General features: G+C 74.5%; 12 protein-coding genes. 6 read left to right on the forward strand and 6 right to left on the reverse strand.

Annotated features, from left to right (window positions below):
- Positions 1–31: 31 nt before the first annotated feature.
- The 4 genes from ACWV17_RS31795 to ACWV17_RS31810 all read right to left on the reverse strand — a co-directional run bounded on the left by ACWV17_RS31795 (position 32) and on the right by ACWV17_RS31810 (position 5,321).
- Positions 32–1,393, reverse strand: coding sequence for an AAA domain-containing protein (locus ACWV17_RS31795; RefSeq protein ID WP_455353602.1), 1,362 nt, complete (start codon positions 1,391–1,393; stop codon positions 32–34).
- Positions 1,390–3,075 (reverse strand): hypothetical protein, encoded by a 1,686-nt coding sequence (locus ACWV17_RS31800; protein ID WP_455362396.1) that lies wholly within the window; start codon positions 3,073–3,075, stop codon positions 1,390–1,392. The genes ACWV17_RS31795 and ACWV17_RS31800 overlap by 4 nt, the downstream gene beginning before the upstream one ends.
- Before the next feature lie 277 nt (positions 3,076–3,352).
- The gene (locus ACWV17_RS31805) at positions 3,353–4,522 is read right to left on the reverse strand and encodes a hypothetical protein (RefSeq protein ID WP_455362397.1); all 1,170 of its coding nucleotides are present in this window, start codon (positions 4,520–4,522) and stop codon (positions 3,353–3,355) included.
- Positions 4,422–5,321: a phosphatase PAP2 family protein gene (locus ACWV17_RS31810; RefSeq protein ID WP_455362398.1), complete on the reverse strand. Its 900-nt coding sequence runs from the start codon at positions 5,319–5,321 to the stop codon at positions 4,422–4,424. Before ACWV17_RS31810 ends, ACWV17_RS31805 begins: the two co-directional genes overlap by 101 nt.
- Positions 5,322–5,434: 113 nt before the next feature.
- On the opposite strand from ACWV17_RS31810, the gene ACWV17_RS31815 reads away from it, so the two are divergent.
- The gene (locus ACWV17_RS31815) at positions 5,435–6,034 is read left to right on the forward strand and encodes a histidine phosphatase family protein (protein WP_455353605.1); all 600 of its coding nucleotides are present in this window, start codon (positions 5,435–5,437) and stop codon (positions 6,032–6,034) included.
- Positions 6,035–6,453: 419 nt separating this feature from the next.
- Here the strand turns inward: ACWV17_RS31815 and ACWV17_RS31820 are convergent, their stop codons facing one another.
- Positions 6,454–7,869 carry a hypothetical protein gene (locus ACWV17_RS31820; RefSeq protein ID WP_455362399.1) on the reverse strand — a complete coding sequence of 472 codons (1,416 nt, stop codon included), beginning with the start codon at positions 7,867–7,869 and terminating at the stop codon, positions 6,454–6,456.
- 264 nt (positions 7,870–8,133) lie between these two features.
- Here ACWV17_RS31820 and ACWV17_RS31825 point away from each other — a divergent pair, with 264 nt between their 5' ends.
- Positions 8,134–8,682, forward strand: coding sequence for a hypothetical protein (locus ACWV17_RS31825; RefSeq protein WP_455362400.1), 549 nt, complete (start codon positions 8,134–8,136; stop codon positions 8,680–8,682).
- A 33-nt stretch (positions 8,683–8,715) separates the two neighbouring features.
- Positions 8,716–9,585: a spermidine synthase gene (locus ACWV17_RS31830; RefSeq protein WP_455362401.1), complete on the forward strand. Its 870-nt coding sequence runs from the start codon at positions 8,716–8,718 to the stop codon at positions 9,583–9,585.
- 53 nt (positions 9,586–9,638) lie between these two features.
- On the opposite strand, the gene ACWV17_RS31835 is transcribed toward ACWV17_RS31830, so the two are convergent.
- Positions 9,639–10,229: a hypothetical protein gene (locus ACWV17_RS31835; protein WP_455362402.1), complete on the reverse strand. Its 591-nt coding sequence runs from the start codon at positions 10,227–10,229 to the stop codon at positions 9,639–9,641.
- A 78-nt stretch (positions 10,230–10,307) separates the two neighbouring features.
- Here ACWV17_RS31835 and ACWV17_RS31840 point away from each other — a divergent pair, with 78 nt between their 5' ends.
- The 3 genes from ACWV17_RS31840 to ACWV17_RS31850 all read left to right on the forward strand — a co-directional run bounded on the left by ACWV17_RS31840 (position 10,308) and on the right by ACWV17_RS31850 (position 14,162).
- Positions 10,308–11,009, forward strand: coding sequence for a response regulator transcription factor (locus ACWV17_RS31840; protein WP_455353610.1), 702 nt, complete (start codon positions 10,308–10,310; stop codon positions 11,007–11,009).
- A complete protein-coding gene (locus ACWV17_RS31845) occupies positions 11,006–12,418 on the forward strand; it encodes a HAMP domain-containing sensor histidine kinase (RefSeq protein WP_455353611.1) in 1,413 nt (470 codons plus the stop codon). The genes ACWV17_RS31840 and ACWV17_RS31845 overlap by 4 nt, the downstream gene beginning before the upstream one ends.
- A 235-nt stretch (positions 12,419–12,653) precedes the next feature.
- A complete protein-coding gene (locus ACWV17_RS31850; RefSeq protein ID WP_455362403.1) occupies positions 12,654–14,162 on the forward strand; it encodes a glycoside hydrolase family 18 protein in 1,509 nt (502 codons plus the stop codon).
- The last annotated feature ends 102 nt before the right edge of the window (positions 14,163–14,264 follow it).

Genomic DNA, 14,264 nt, shown 5'->3' on the forward strand with positions numbered 1-14,264 from the left:
CACTTCCTGGTGCGGGTGGGGCTTCTCTGCGCTACGGCCGCCACGACACCCGGTGTTCCGCCAGGTGGGCGAGGACCGCGTGGTTGGCCTCCCAGCCGTCCGGGAACTTCACGGTGACGCCCAGCTGGACCGGCTCCGTCGACGGGTGGTCGTCCAGCAGGTCCGCGACGCCCGCGCGGCACACCACGATGCAGGCGTGCCGGTGGCGGGAGGCCAGTACGCACAGGCGGCCCGTCTCCAGGTGGAAGGCTGTCGCGTCGGGGCGGCCCGACAGGGGGTGCAGGACGACCGTGACGTCGAACTCCCGGCCCTGGAGGCGGTTCGCGGTGTCGACCGCGACCCCGGCGACACCCAGCTCGGCGAGCGCCGCGCGGACCGCCGCGGCCTGGTCCCGGTGGGCCGTGCCGACCGCGATCCGGTCGGCCGCCACCGGCTCCGGGCCGTCCGCGCGCTCGCTGGTCGCCACGCCGCCGCGGTCCAGCAGACGGCGTACCACCAGGGCCACCGCCCGTACCGCCTCGGGGTCCGTACGCGGGGTGTGCCGGGCGGGCAGCTCCAGCAGGCCCCAGCCCGACTCGGCCGCCTCGTCCAGCACCCGGTCGGGCCCGGAGCCGTCCGACGGAACGGCGAAGGACAGCCGCCGGTCGCCGTGGCCCGTACCGCTGCGGAACGGGGTGTACGGGTAGAACGCGCCCGACACCAGCGGCGCGGCGGAGGCGGGCAGCCGCCACGACACGGGCAGCCGGTGCTGCGGCAGGTCCGGGTTGTGCGCCAGCAGGGTGGACACCGCGCTGGCCGACGGGTCGTACGACAGCCCCGCCCACTGCTCCGCGCCGACGACGCTGAACGGGTCGAGCTGGCCGGGGTCGCCGACGAACAGCGCCCGGTCGAAGAGCCCGGCCACAGCGAGCAGCGCGTCCGACCGCATCTGGTACGCCTCGTCGACGATCGCGTGGCCCCACGGTTCGACGCCCTGGGTGTGCGCCCACTTCGCGGCGGTCGAGATGACGACGTCCAGGCCGGCCAGATCCGCGGCCTTGGCGGACTTGCGGACCGAGGGCAGGTCGTCGAGGGCCTTGTCGTACGGGTCGGGCTCGCTGCTGTGCAGCCGGCCGACCGGCAGGTCCGGATCCTTCTCGGCGAGCCGCAGCACGAGGTCGTCCACCTGGGCGTTGGTCTGTGCGACGACCATCAGGGGCCGGCCGGCGGCGGCCAGTTCGCGGGCCGCACGCACCACGAGCGTCGACTTGCCCGCGCCGGGCGGCGAGTCGACGACGACGCCGCGGTGGGTGCCGTGCAGCGTGTCGCGCAGGATCGCCTCGGTCGCGCGAGCGGCGAGCGCGCCGGGATCGCCCTGACCGGCGGGCCGCGGTGCTCGCGATGTTTCGGTCACAGGTAGTCCTCCGCCGTGACGGGGTCGGGGCTCGTGCGCGGGTCGGGGATCGGCGCGGGGGCGGTCCCAGGTCCGGAAGCCGGGCCGGGTGAAGCCGGGCCGGGAGCCGGGCCGGAAGCCGCCGCGGAAGCCGCCCGGGTCGCCTCGCCGGAGGCGACCGGCGGGCCGCCGTGCGTCCACGGCGTCTCCTCCGGGTCGGGCAGCTTCGGCCCGCCGCGCCGGTCGTGCTCGAACAGCGTCCAGCACAGCCGCTCGCCCTTCTCCGGTACCGAACCGGGCGCCGGGTCCTTGCCCCGGCCCATCTTGTCGGTGAGCTGGAGGACCAGGACCCCCTCGCCCTCGTGACGGACGAACTCCGCGGTCTGCGGGCGCCCGTCCAGCGAGCGGAACACCTTGGTGCGCTCGCCCAGGTGCGGCCGGTCGTCCGTACGGAAGGTGACCAGGGGGCGGGGGCTCGGCCGCTTGGATTCGCTCCACGCCATGACGACCTCCGTCACCTCGCCCGCGAACGCCTCGCCGGACAGTCGCCGCGCCGCCATCACCAGGGGGTCGTCGAGCGCCTCCTGCGCATCGAGTTGCGCCTGCGCGGTCTCGCGCGTGGCGAGCTTCTGCGCGGCGGTCACCGCGTCGTCGCGGCGGGGCTGTGGCGGCTCCCCGGCGCGGACCCGGTCGCGGTGGCCGGTGAACGACCACCGGTCACGGGTCCAGCGCTCCTCGGTACGGCTGCCGGCGGGCAGCTCGCGCAGCAGGTCCAGCCCCCGCCACACCGCGTCCCAGGTGGGCCGGGTCCGGCTCTCGACCAGGTCCCGGATCTCCTGCTCGGTGACCGTGAGCTGCGTGAGCGCGGCGCGCCCGCCGCCGTCCCGTACCGCCGCCCGCGCCCGGTCGTACCGGGACATGGCCGGGGCCAGCAGTTTGTTGTCGAACGCCGGATCGGTCGCCGGTCCGGCGGGCGGGCACACCAGCTGGCCGCCCCGGTCCCGCTCCAGTTCCGCCCGCAGGGCCGCCTCCGCGCCGGACTCGCCGGCCGGCGGGGCGATCCAGGCGAGCAGCGCACCGAGGTGCTGGTCCTCCAGGTTGCTCTGGCCGGTCGCCCAGTGGCGGCCGAGCAGCTCGGTGGCAGCGAGCAGCAGCGAGGAGCCGGGCACCCGGGCGCGCTCGCCGAAGTGGGTGAACCAGCGGCCGAGCAACGGGACGTGCGGCGGCGCGGGGTAGGGCGTGTCGGGGTCCTGTTCGGCGGTCCGCCGGAACCGCATGGAACGGCCCAGCAGCCGGACGAACTCGACACCGGCCCGGCTCGGCACGATCAGCTGCGGAGCGTCCGAGCACAGCTCGACCTCCACCTTGACGCGCTTACCGGTCTCCGGGTCGTTCTCGGTGCGCTCGGCGGGTTCGACCGCGTCCGCGTACCCGTCGATGTACGGCAGTACGGACCCGGCCAGCTCGGCGAGGAACGCGAACCGCAGGTCCCGGTCGCGCGGCTGCGGTACGGCGAGCAGCCGCGGCGCGTCGCGGTCGGTCCCGACCAGCGCGCCCAGCGGCGCACCGGTCTCACCGGCGGTGGTGAGCGGTACCAGGACGAGCGGCCGCGCGGAGAGATGCCGGTGGCACACGGTGGCTCCGGGCTGCGCCCGCCCCGACCGTACGGCCTCGAGCCGCGCGAGTGTGTTGATCAGCGACACGACCCGTCCCCCCAGCCCGCGCCCATGACCAGCAACGTCGCCGGCCCGGCCGCCCGCCGGCCGCGCAACGGGCCGGCCGGGACCCGGAGCCCCACAGCCAGCCCTCCGGCCAGAACCGGCGCCGCAGTCACCGGCGGGAGTGGATCCATCCCGCTGCGAAGCGGGCAAGCCGGGGTGCGCGCGGGCACCCGGAGGCCCAGGGGCATGGGCCGACACCTGCCCACCGGCAGGTGACTGGCCTTTCGGCCGCGCAGCGGGCCGGCCGCCGGGGCCGGGGTCAGCACGCCGCACCCCCGAGCGCCTCCGCGCGCAGCGCGGCCGCGCGGCGCAGGGCGGACACCGTGGGGTCGCTCTCCCCGGGGTCACCGTCCCCCTCCGCCGCGGCGAGCACCGCGCCGACGGTGGTCAGACCACCCAGCTCGCCACGCACCGCGCGCCCCAGCGACTCCACCGCCCCCGCGGCGCGGGCCCGCTCCCGGCAGTGGAACGCCAGCTCGCACGCGGCGAGGCAGTCCGGTGCGTACGTCGCGCCGACCGACTCCACCGCGGCCGTCAGCTCCTGGGCCGGCCGCTCCAGGTCGAACGTCGTGCCGTCGGGCAGCGCTGCGGCGATGTCCTCGACGCGGGTCAGCCGGGTCAGCTGCCGCCGGGTGACCGACAGCTGCTTGCGTACGTCCACGACCGACGCCGTGGGCAGGTTGGAGAAGTCCTTCGGGCAGACCAGCAGCACCGAGTGGTGCACGGCCGCCCCGTCGAGCCGGTCCGCGACCCGCTCCAGCGCCAGTACGTACACCGCGGCCTGGCGGGCCGCCGCACCGACCTTCGCCGCGTCCGCCGAGTCGTCGATCATCGGGAACGACTTGATCTCGACGACCGTCCACCGCCCGTCCGGCTGCACGATCACCGCGTCCGGCTCCAGATACGCGGGCGAGCCCGCCACCTCCAGGGCCAGCATCGGGTGGTCGAGCAGCGACCACCCGCCGCCCGCGGTCGCCTCGCGCAGCGCCAGCGCCGTACGGGCCGCGCGGCCCTCGGGACCGGCCGCGGACAGGTCGGGGACGGACACCTCGCCGGCCGCCGGCGCCTCGCGGCCGGTGCGCTCGCACCACAGCCGCAGCAGCTCCGTACCGCCGTCCGCCTTGACCTTGGCCTCGAAGGCGTTGCCCCGGACGAACGCGAACTGCGACTGCCCGAAGGCGGAGGGCGAACCGAGCGCCGCGGCGAGCGCGGCCTTGTTCACCCCGGCCCCGTCCAGCAGCGCGCGCCGCTCGCATCCGGGGTTGGCGGCGAGGGCCGCGAGCGCGCGGGCGTCGAGCGGATGCGGCGGTACCGCCGGGCCGCGCAGCTCAGCGAGCCGCTGCCGGAGTGCCGTCGTCGGCGTCGGCTCCGGCCTCGGCTCCGGAACCTGCGCCTGCGGAGGAGGTCCGCTGTCCAGGGAATCGCTCACCCGCGGAAGTCTCGCATCCGCCACTGACAATCGGGGATCCGGCCGCCGCCGTGGTGAAGCGGGACCGGGTCCGGACCCGGTCGGCGAGCCGCATGCTGGGCCCGGCCAGCAGCAGGCCGAGACCCATCACCGCGGCGCCGGCGACGGCGTCCAGGAAGTAGTGGTTGGCCGTCCCCATCACCACGAAGACGGTGATCAGCGGATACGCGACACCGGCCGCCCTCGCCGGCGCGGTGCGCCCGTGCCGCCAGAGCATCACGCCGCACCACAGCGCCCAGCCGACGTGCAGGCTCGGCATCGCCGCGTACTGGTTGGTCATGCCGCCCAGGCCGCGCGGCGCGCTCGCCTCGCCGCCCCACCACCCGTACGAGCTGTACTGCGCCATCGTGTCGACGAAACCGTGGCTCGCGTCGAGCAGCCGGGGCGGACAGGTCGGCAGGAGCGTGAAGCCGACCAGGCCGAGGAGGGTGGAGACCATCAGCCAGGTGCGGGCCGCGCGGTACTGCGCGGGGCGGCGCCGGAAGAGCCACACGAGGAGGAGGGGAGTCACGAGGTAGTGCAGCGTGGCGTACGCGAAGTCGGCGGGTATGCCCAGCCACGCGTGGTCGGTGAACAGCCGGTTGAGCGGGTGTTCCGCGTTGAGGCGGAAGAACTTCTCGATGCGGAGGATCGCGAGACCGTGGTCGACTGCGGTGGTGACGTCGCCGCGGGCGAGCAGCCGTCCGGCGGAGTAGGCGGCGTAGACCACACCGAGCAGCAGCAGCTCGGCCCACCATCGCGGCCGGTTGCGGATCACCATCGCCTGCCCCCCGTCAATCACCCGTACGGCGTATGTGAACACCCGTACCAGGGAGCAGGACGCGGAGATCCCCCGGGAGGTTGCCCCGCGTTCATCTGCGCGATGATGGAGGCATGGCTCCCCGCATACTGCTGGCCCGGCACGGACAGACCGCGTGGTCGCTGGCCGGCAAGCACACCGGTCGTACGGACATCCCGCTTCTCGATGAGGGCCGCCGCGGCGCGAAGCTGCTGGGCGAGCGGCTGCACCGGGCGTCACCGTGGGCGGGACTGCCGGGTGTCGAGGTGCGTACGAGTCCGCTGGTGCGGGCGCGCGAGACCTGTGACCTGGCCGGCTTCGGCGACCGGGCGGAGGACTGGGACGCGCTGATGGAGTGGGACTACGGGGCGTACGAGGGCATGGACCCGGGCCAGATCAAGGCGCTGCGGCCCGACTGGTTCATCTGGCGCGACGGGGTCCCGGAGGGCGAGACGCTGGCGCAGGTCGGTGCCCGCGCGGACGAGGTTGTCGCCTGGGCGCGCTCGGCGGACCGTGACGTGCTGGTCTTCGCGCACGGCCACATCCTGCGGGTACTGGGCGCGCGCTGGCTGGGCCTGGACCCGTCCTTCGCGGCCCGCATCCGCCTGGATCCGACGTCACTGTCGGTCCTGGGCTGGGCCTACGGCGACCCGGCGATAGCCAGCTGGAACGACACGTCCCACCTGGAATCCTGACCCCAGCCCGAGCCGGCACCCGAACGGCGCGCAGCGCGCCCACCGGCTTGCGCCGCGCCCGCACCCGCGAACGCCGCGCCGCGCACCGCGGGAAACGGGCACCGGCTCGCGCCTGCCGAACACCCGCCCCGCCCCCGTTCGCCCGGCGCGCACGGCCCCACCGGCTTGCGCCGCCCGCCGAACGGGCGGCCCGCACCCGCGAACGCCGCGCCGCGCACCGCGGGAAACGGGCACCTTCTCGCGCCTGCCGAACACTCGCCCCCCCGTTCGCCCGGCGCGCACGGCCCCACCGGCTCGCGCCCGCCGAACGGGCGGCCCGCGGTCGCCGACGGCGCGTGGCGCAGCGCGGGAAACGGGCACCTTCTCGCCTTGGCCGAACGGGTGGGCGGGGTGGGAGACCCGCCCGCCGCAGGCGGGCCCTACGCCGGTGCCGACGCCGCGTGGCGCGTCAGGAACTCCGAGACGTCCGGCGAACGGCGGTGCGGAAGCAGGACCCGCGCCGTGGCCGCCAGCATCGTCTGGACCCGGGACGACTGGACTTCGTCCAGCAGGTCCAGCACCCGCTGCCCCACCGACGCCGCCTCCTCCGGCGACCCCGCCCGGGCGAGGTCGTCCGCCAGCTCCGACGTGTACAGCGCGACATTCCGCGCGAAATGCGGATCCTGCAGGGCGGCCGCCCGCCGCGCGTGGCGCGCGGCCCGTGGCCACTCCCCGAGCGCCGACCAGCACTGCGCCTCCAGCCCCTCCAGCTCGGCCTCGCCGAAGAAGGACATCCACTCGGGATCCGCGTCGCAGGGCCCCCGCCCGAACAAGGCATGGGCCCGCCCGAGCGCCTCCTCGCACCCCTGGCGATCGCCCAGCCCCGCCCAGCCGCCCGCCTCGCGCAGCGTGAGCAGCGAGAGCAGCCGGGCGGAGCCCAGGTGCCGGGCGGCCCGCTGGCCGGCCTGGGCGGCACGTACCGCCTCCCGCGGACGGCCCGCGTCCCGCGCCAGGAACGCGGTGTTGCAGAACGCGTGCGCCTCCAGGGCCGGGTCACTGGAGACCCGCGCGGTGGCGAGCGCCTCCGCGTAGTGCGAGCGGGCGTCGTCGAAACGGCCGGAGTCGTGGGCCAGCCAGCCCACGGAGATGGCCAGTTCACCGGCGCCGGCGTGCAGCCGGTCGGTGGTGGACTGGCGTACGGCGTCGGCGTCGAGCAGCGCGTACGCGGTGCGCAGCGGCTGCGCGGCGCGTCTGTAGAGGCCGTCCGCACCGTGCCGGTCGTCGAGCAGCCGGATCTGCCGTACGGCTTCTTCGACCGCGGTGGCCTCGGCCTCGCCGACCCGGTGGGTGACGCGGCGGCCGTCGCCGCGCAGAGAGGCCAGTGCGGGGGCGAGCCCCAGGGACGCGGCCGCCACGGTGGCGGATCCGCCGGTCATGAATGCGCGACGCAGCACGTCGCTCTCCTTGGTGCAACTGACGAACGGGGGAACAGAGGAAGCAGAAAGAGCAGCAGCAGCGGAAGAACCAGAAGCGGAAGAACCAGCAGCGGAAGAACCCGAAGGGACAGGAACACCGGCTCCCGCCCGCGGCCCCCGGCCGCGCACCGCCTCGCGCGCCGCGAAGCCGAGGTCGGTCAGCGCACGGCCGGGGAACATGTGCAGGAACACCCGCTCGTACGCGTAGTTGGGACAGCGGATCTCGCCGGCCTCCACCCGCCCGATGTAGCGCGCGTCGCACGCGACCGTCTCGCCGATCTCCCGGCCCGCCCTGCGCACCGCCGCCGCGAACTCGCCGGGTGAGCGCGGTCCGCGCAGCAGGCGGAAGGCATGGTTCGGTGACGGGGGTGTCGACGCCATGGCCGGCCCTCTCTGGCGAAGCGTGCTGCTGCCGGTGCGCTTCCGGTGCCTGCGGCGCCGGCGCGCAAAAACGTACCGCCTGTGACGGAGTGCTCACGTGCTGTTTGGCTACAAACCGGATATCTCACCCGCGATCCGCCATGAACTGCCATCCTTTGCGGCGGCATGCCGCCACACCTGTTGACGTCGTCGCGCGTTGAACCATGCGGAGTGGGAGGAGGCTCCCATCCCGGACGAGGAGGGGTTCCCTTGTTGGAGGCCGGCATGGAGACCAGCAGCTCACCCGTTCTGCCGGGCGGCGCCCCGGGCAGCTACCCGAGCAGCGCCCCGAGCGGCGCCGCCCCGGACGTCCTCCCGGACGTCGTGAACATCTCGCACGGCGGCGCCGAGCCCTGCGACCTGGTGACCGTTCCGGCCCGGCAGGGCCTGGAGGCGGTGGACATCCTGCGGCGCGGCACGGCCCCGGCCGCCGTCGGGCCGGTACTGCACGACGACACCTGCGACACCCTCGGCTTCCTGGTGCCCCCCGGTACCGCCGACGCCTGGGACGTGCCGGGCAGCGCCTGCACCCAGACGTCCGGGCGCGGACTACGGCTCGACGGTCTCGCCGGCCTCAACGACCTCAACGGTCTCGCCGACCTCAGCAGCCCCGGGGACGCGCGCCGCGTACCCGCCGGCCCCGCCGCACCCGCGGCCGGCACCGGCTGGCTGCTGCCCCCCGAGACCGCGGACCCGGTCACCGACCCGGCGGTCCTGCGCGCCGCGCTGGGCGAGGCGGCCCGGCTGATCGAGGCCGCCGACAGCTGCCGCTGAGCGCGGCGCATCCCCGGCCTGAATAATGGCCGGGTGGCGAAGGACAGACGGCGCGGCGGGCGCGGGCGTACCCCCGAAGCCGTCGTCGAGCAGGTGGACGGCGGTCTCGCCGAGCTGATACCGGACCGCGAGCGGCCCCGGGGCTGGACGCTGCTGGTGGACGGCGCCCCGCAGTCGCATGTGGACCTCGACGATCCCGCGTATCTCGACTTCGCGTACCAGCGCCGGATCGGCCACGTCGCCGACCTCGTCGCCCCGCCGAAGCAGCCGCTGCGCGTCGTGCACCTCGGCGGTGGTGCCTTCACCCTCGCCCGCTACATCGCGGCCACCCGCCCCCGCTCGACCCAGCAGATCGTCGAGTTCGACGCCGCCCTGGTCCAACTGGTCCGGCGCGAACTCCCCTGGGACCCCAACGCCCGGATACGGGTCCGCTCCACCGATGCCCGGGCCGGGCTCGCCAAGGTGCCCGACGCCTGGGCGGACCTGGTGATAGCGGACGTGTTCAGCGCGGCCCGCACCCCCGCGCATCTCACCAGTACGGAATTCCTCGACGAGGTACGCCGGGTACTGGCGCCCACCGGCTGGTACGCCGCCAACCTGGCCGACGGCCCGCCGCTCACGCATCTGCGCGGCCAGATCGCCACCGCCGCCGCCCGCTTCCCCGAACTCGCCCTGGCCGCCGACCCGGTGGTCTTCCGCGGCCGTCGCTTCGGGAACGCCGTACTGCTGGCCGCCGACCGGGAGCTGCCGGTCGCGGAGCTGACCCGCCGGGTGGCGAGCGATCCGCATCCGGGGCGGGTCGAACACGGCCGGGCCCTCGCGGACTTCACCGGGGGAGCGGCCGTGGTCACCGACGCCGACGCGGCGCCGTCACCGCCGCCACCGCCCTCGGTCTTCAGATAGGCGGCGGAACTCCGCAGGAAACGGGCGGAACTCGTAGGAGAGAGGGACTCCGGTCAGCGTTCGTCGATCTGGACGAGCGGCGGATGGTCGTGCCAGGTGCAGAAGACGTCGATCTCCCGGCCGTCCCGGGTGAACGTGACCCTGATCCAGCTGGGCTGCTTCCAGACCTGCATCTGCCACCCGGCCGCGGGGGTCGCCGAGACCAGTTCGGCCGAGGTGTCGCCGATGTCGAAGACGACCCGGCCGCCCTCGACCGTATAGCCCTTGACGTCCCCGGATGCCCCTGTCGTCCCGGACGGGGGCCGTGTGCCCGGTGCCCTGGACGCCCCCGCGGTGCGGCCCGGCTCGCCGGCCGGCCCGCCCTCCGGAGCACCGGACCCCGTACCGGACTTCCCCGGCGACGGAGACGACGACGAAGACGACGACGAAGACGACGAGGGCGATCCGGACCCGTCCGACGGGCCCCGCGTGGCGGAGAAGAGCGGCCGCGGAGTCGCCCTGGCGGCGTCGGCGCTGATGGGCAGGGCGCGCGGCCGGTCGTACGCCGTGCCCGCCATGACGGTGTGGACGCCCCACCACGACAGCGTGACCGCCGCGCCCGTGGCGAGCGACCAAGCCAAGCCGTGTACGAGTCCTCGTTGCATCGCGGGCCATACTGCCCCACCCGCCCCACCGCTGTCCCCCAGGGCCCCGCATCCCCCACATGGCGTACGGTGCCGCCCATGGCAAGTGTGCTCGTGGTCGAGGACGACCAGTTCGTCCGCTCCGCCCTCATCCGGCACCTCACCGAGGCCTCCCACACCGTGCGAAGCGTCGGTACGGCCCTGGAGGCGTTGCGCGAGGTCGCCCATTTCCGCTTCGACGTGGTCATTCTCGACCTCGGACTGCCCGACCTCGACGGCTCCGAGGCGCTGAAGATGCTGCGCGGCATCACCGACGTACCGGTGATCATCGCCACCGCGCGGGACGACGAGACGGAGATCGTACGGCTGCTGAACGACGGCGCCGACGACTACCTGACGAAGCCGTTCTCGGTGGAGCACCTGTCGGCCCGGATGGCCGCCGTACTACGCCGGGCCCGCGCCGCGGCCGGCGCCGAGCCGCCCTCCCGCGTCCTCCAGGTCGGCGGGCTGTCCATCGACCCGCTGCGCCGGCAGGCCGAACTGGACGGAACCGTGCTGGACCTGACGCGACGCGAGTTCGACCTGCTCGCGTTCCTCGCCGGGCGGCCGGGCGTGGTCGTCCCGCGCAAGGAGCTGCTCGCCGAGGTGTGGCAGCAGTCGTACGGCGACGACCAGACGATCGATGTACATCTGTCCTGGCTGCGGCGGAAGTTGGGCGAAACGGCGGCCCGGCCGCGCTATCTGCACACGCTGCGGGGTGTGGGTGTGAAGCTGGAGCCGCCGGCCGGTGACCGCTCATGAGATGGGCCCTGGTCAAGGTGTGCCTGGCCGTCACGGCGATGGTCGTGGTGGCCTTCGCCGTACCGCTCGGTCTCGTCGTCAAGGAGATGGCCAGCGACCGGGCCTTCTCCAACGCCGAGCGCCAGGCCGCCGCGATCGGCCCGACGCTCTCCATCACCACCGACCGCGACCAGCTGGAGAAGGCCGTCGCCTCGACCCAGGCCGGCGCCGCGAACCGGATGGCCGTGCACGTCCCCGCCTCCGGTGAACCGGGCAGTGTGGACCTGGAGATCGGCATGCGCCGGGCCGCCCAGCGCGACCTGGACACCACCCGCCGGCTGGGCCGTGCCTCCATCTCGGAGGTGACGGGCGGCTCGGCGCTGCTGCAGCCCACCGCGCTCAGTACCGGCAAGATCGCGATCGTCGAGGTCTATGTCCCGGAGGACGAGGTCAGCAACGGCGTCGCCACCGCCTGGCTGGTGCTGGCGGGCGTCGGGATCGCACTGGTCATCGGCTCGGTCGCGGTCGCGGACCGGCTCGGCGTACGGATGATCCAGCCCGCAAAGCGGCTCGCGGACGCGGCGCAGGACCTGGGGGAGGGGCGGCTCGGCGCGCGGGTTCCGGAGGCGGGGCCGAGTGAACTGCGGTCCGCCGCCGTCGCGTTCAACTCCATGGCCGACCAGGTCGTCCAGCTCCTGACCAACGAGCGGGAGCTGGCCGCCGACCTCTCGCACCGGCTGCGCACCCCGCTCACGGTGCTGCGGCTGAACGCCGCCTCCCTGGGCGAGGGGCCCGCCGCCGACCAGACCCGCGCGGCGGTGGAGCAGTTGGAACGCGAGGTCGACACCATCATCCGTACCGCGCGCGAGCAGCGCCCGCAGACCCAGGGCCCGCCCGGGCCGGGCGCGGGCTGCGACGCGTCCGAAGTGGTCCGCGAGCGGATGGACTTCTGGTCGGCGCTGGCCGAGGACGAGGGCCGCAAGGTGCGGCTCGCGGGGGTAGACCGGCCGGTGCGCATCCCCGTCGCCCGGCCCGAACTGGCCGCCGCGCTCGACGCGATGCTCGGCAACGTCTTCCGCCACACCCCCGAGGGCACGGCGTTCTCCGTCGACGTCCACAACGGCGGCGCCGAGAGCCACTCGGTGATCATCCTCGTCTCGGACGCCGGCCCCGGCATCGACGACCCGGACGCCGCGCTGCGCCGAGGCAACGACGGCGACCGCGACGGCTCCACGGGCCTCGGTCTGGACATCGTCCGCCGGGTCGCGGAGTCGACGGGCGGCGATGTGCGCATCGGACGCTCGGTGCTCGGCGGTACGGAGGTGCGGGTGTGGATCGCGCTGGACGGCCGTGAGGCGTCCGGCGCGAGCGGCAGGCGCGGACACCGGGGCGGCGTCCGTAGGCGCCGCCGGGTGCCGAGCCAAGGCTGAGCCGGCTGCCGGGCCAGGGCCGAGCGGACGGGGGCGCGCCGCCGCGGTGGCCGCGGGTGAGTGGGCGGACACGACCGGCTCCGCGCCATTAATGGCTCCCGATGCCTTCCTTAAGTGCGCCCTAAGATCCTCAGCGGTCGCCTCGATCCGGGCATTTGTCCGAATCGGCCTCGCTAGCGTGCTGCCCGCACCCACCCCCACCCCACCCCCACTCTTGTAACGCAGAGGCAGGCACGTGATGAGCAGTACGCACCGGCGCAGGGCGAGCGGCAGGACGAAGGCCGTCGGCGCCGTCGTCGCCGCGGCAGTGATCGGCGGAGCCGCGTTCGCGCTCACGGGTACGGCGCAGGCCGCGGCCGTCGGCGTCGCGTACACCAGGACCAGCGGCTGGACGGGCGGCTACACCGGCCAGTACGTCATCACCAACCCCACCGGCAAGGCGCAGGCGGACTGGACGCTCGAATTCGACCTGCCGGCCGGTACGAAGATCAGCTCGCTCTGGAACGGCGAACACACCGTCAAGGGCGGTCACATCACCGTGAAGCCCGCGAGCTGGAACAAGGCCCTGGCCCCGGGCGCGTCCGTCACCGTCGGCTTCGTGACGTCGTCCGACGGCTCCGCCGCCGACCCCACCGGCTGCCTCATCAACCAGGTGAAGTGCTCCGCCGACGCCGGGGCCACGCCGGAACCGAGCGGCCGCCCGACCCAGCCGCCGAAGCCGACCCCGGCCCCGACGGCCACGGCTGCGCCCACGGCCACGGCCACGGCGACCGCGAAGCCCACCCCGTCGCAGTCGGCGACCCCGACGCCCGTGCCGACCTCGCCCGGCGGCCCGGGTGGCGGTACGGGGGCTGCCGCGGGCTTCGCCCCGTACGTCGACACCTCGCTGTACCCGGCGTACGACCTGGTGGACACCGCGGCCAGGACCGGCGTCAAGGAGTTCAACCTCGCCTTCATCACCTCGGGCGGCGGCTGCGCCCCGCTGTGGGGCGGTGTGACGGACCTGGCGAGCGACAAGGTCGCCGCGCAGATCGGCGCGCTGAGGGCGAAGGGCGGCGACGTCCGGGTCTCCTTCGGCGGCGCGGCCGGGCACGAGCTGGCGCTCAACTGCTCCTCCGCATCCGCCCTGGCGGCGGCGTACGGCAAGGTCATCGACACGTACAAGCTCACCAAGGCGGACTTCGACATCGAGGGCGCGGCCCTGCCGGACACGGCGGCCAACACCCGGCGGGCGCAGGCCATCGCGCAGCTCCAGAAGTCGCACCCGGGCCTGGACGTCTCCTTCACCCTGCCGGTGATGCCGGAGGGGCTGACACAGCCGGGGATCGATCTGCTGGCCGACGCCAGGAAGAACGGGGTGAAGATCGACGCCGTCAACATCATGGCCATGGACTACGGCCCGGCGCACAGCGGTGACATGGGTGAGTACGCCATCCAGGCCGCGACCGCGACCCAGGCGCAGCTCAAGGGGGTCCTCGGGCTCTCCGACGCCGCCGCGTGGCAGGCCGTCGCGGTCACCCCGATGATCGGCGTCAACGACGTCACGACGGAGATCTTCAAGGTCGACGACGCGACGCAGCTGGTGAACTTCGCCCAGTCCAAGGGCCTTGGATGGCTGTCGATGTGGTCCTCGACGCGGGACAAGGAGTGCCCGGGCGGCGCGAAGAACCACGCGGACGCCACGTGTTCGTCGATCGTTCAGCAGCCGCTGGCCTTCACGAAGGCGTTCGCGGCCTACAAGTAGCCACACCCCCAAGTAGCCCCACCCCCCAGCGGGGGGGGGGGGGGGGGGGGGGGGGGGGGGGGGGGGGGGGGGGGGGGGGGGGGGGGGGGGGGGGGGGGGGGG

Source organism: Streptomyces mabaensis, assembly GCF_053763515.1.

Bases quoted from the DNA above. Each gene is read 5' to 3' on its own strand.
- ACWV17_RS31810 (WP_455362398.1), bottom strand. From the start codon at position 5,321: ATGGTGATCCGCAACCGGCCGCGATGGTGGGCCGAGCTGCTGCTGCTC.
- ACWV17_RS31815 (WP_455353605.1), top strand. From the start codon at position 5,435: ATGGCTCCCCGCATACTGCTGGCCCGGCACGGACAGACCGCGTGGTCG.
- ACWV17_RS31820 (WP_455362399.1), bottom strand. From the start codon at position 7,869: ATGGCGTCGACACCCCCGTCACCGAACCATGCCTTCCGCCTGCTGCGC.
- ACWV17_RS31825 (WP_455362400.1), top strand. From the start codon at position 8,134: ATGGAGACCAGCAGCTCACCCGTTCTGCCGGGCGGCGCCCCGGGCAGC.
- ACWV17_RS31835 (WP_455362402.1), bottom strand. From the start codon at position 10,229: ATGCAACGAGGACTCGTACACGGCTTGGCTTGGTCGCTCGCCACGGGC.
- ACWV17_RS31840 (WP_455353610.1), top strand. From the start codon at position 10,308: ATGGCAAGTGTGCTCGTGGTCGAGGACGACCAGTTCGTCCGCTCCGCC.
- ACWV17_RS31845 (WP_455353611.1), top strand. From the start codon at position 11,006: ATGAGATGGGCCCTGGTCAAGGTGTGCCTGGCCGTCACGGCGATGGTC.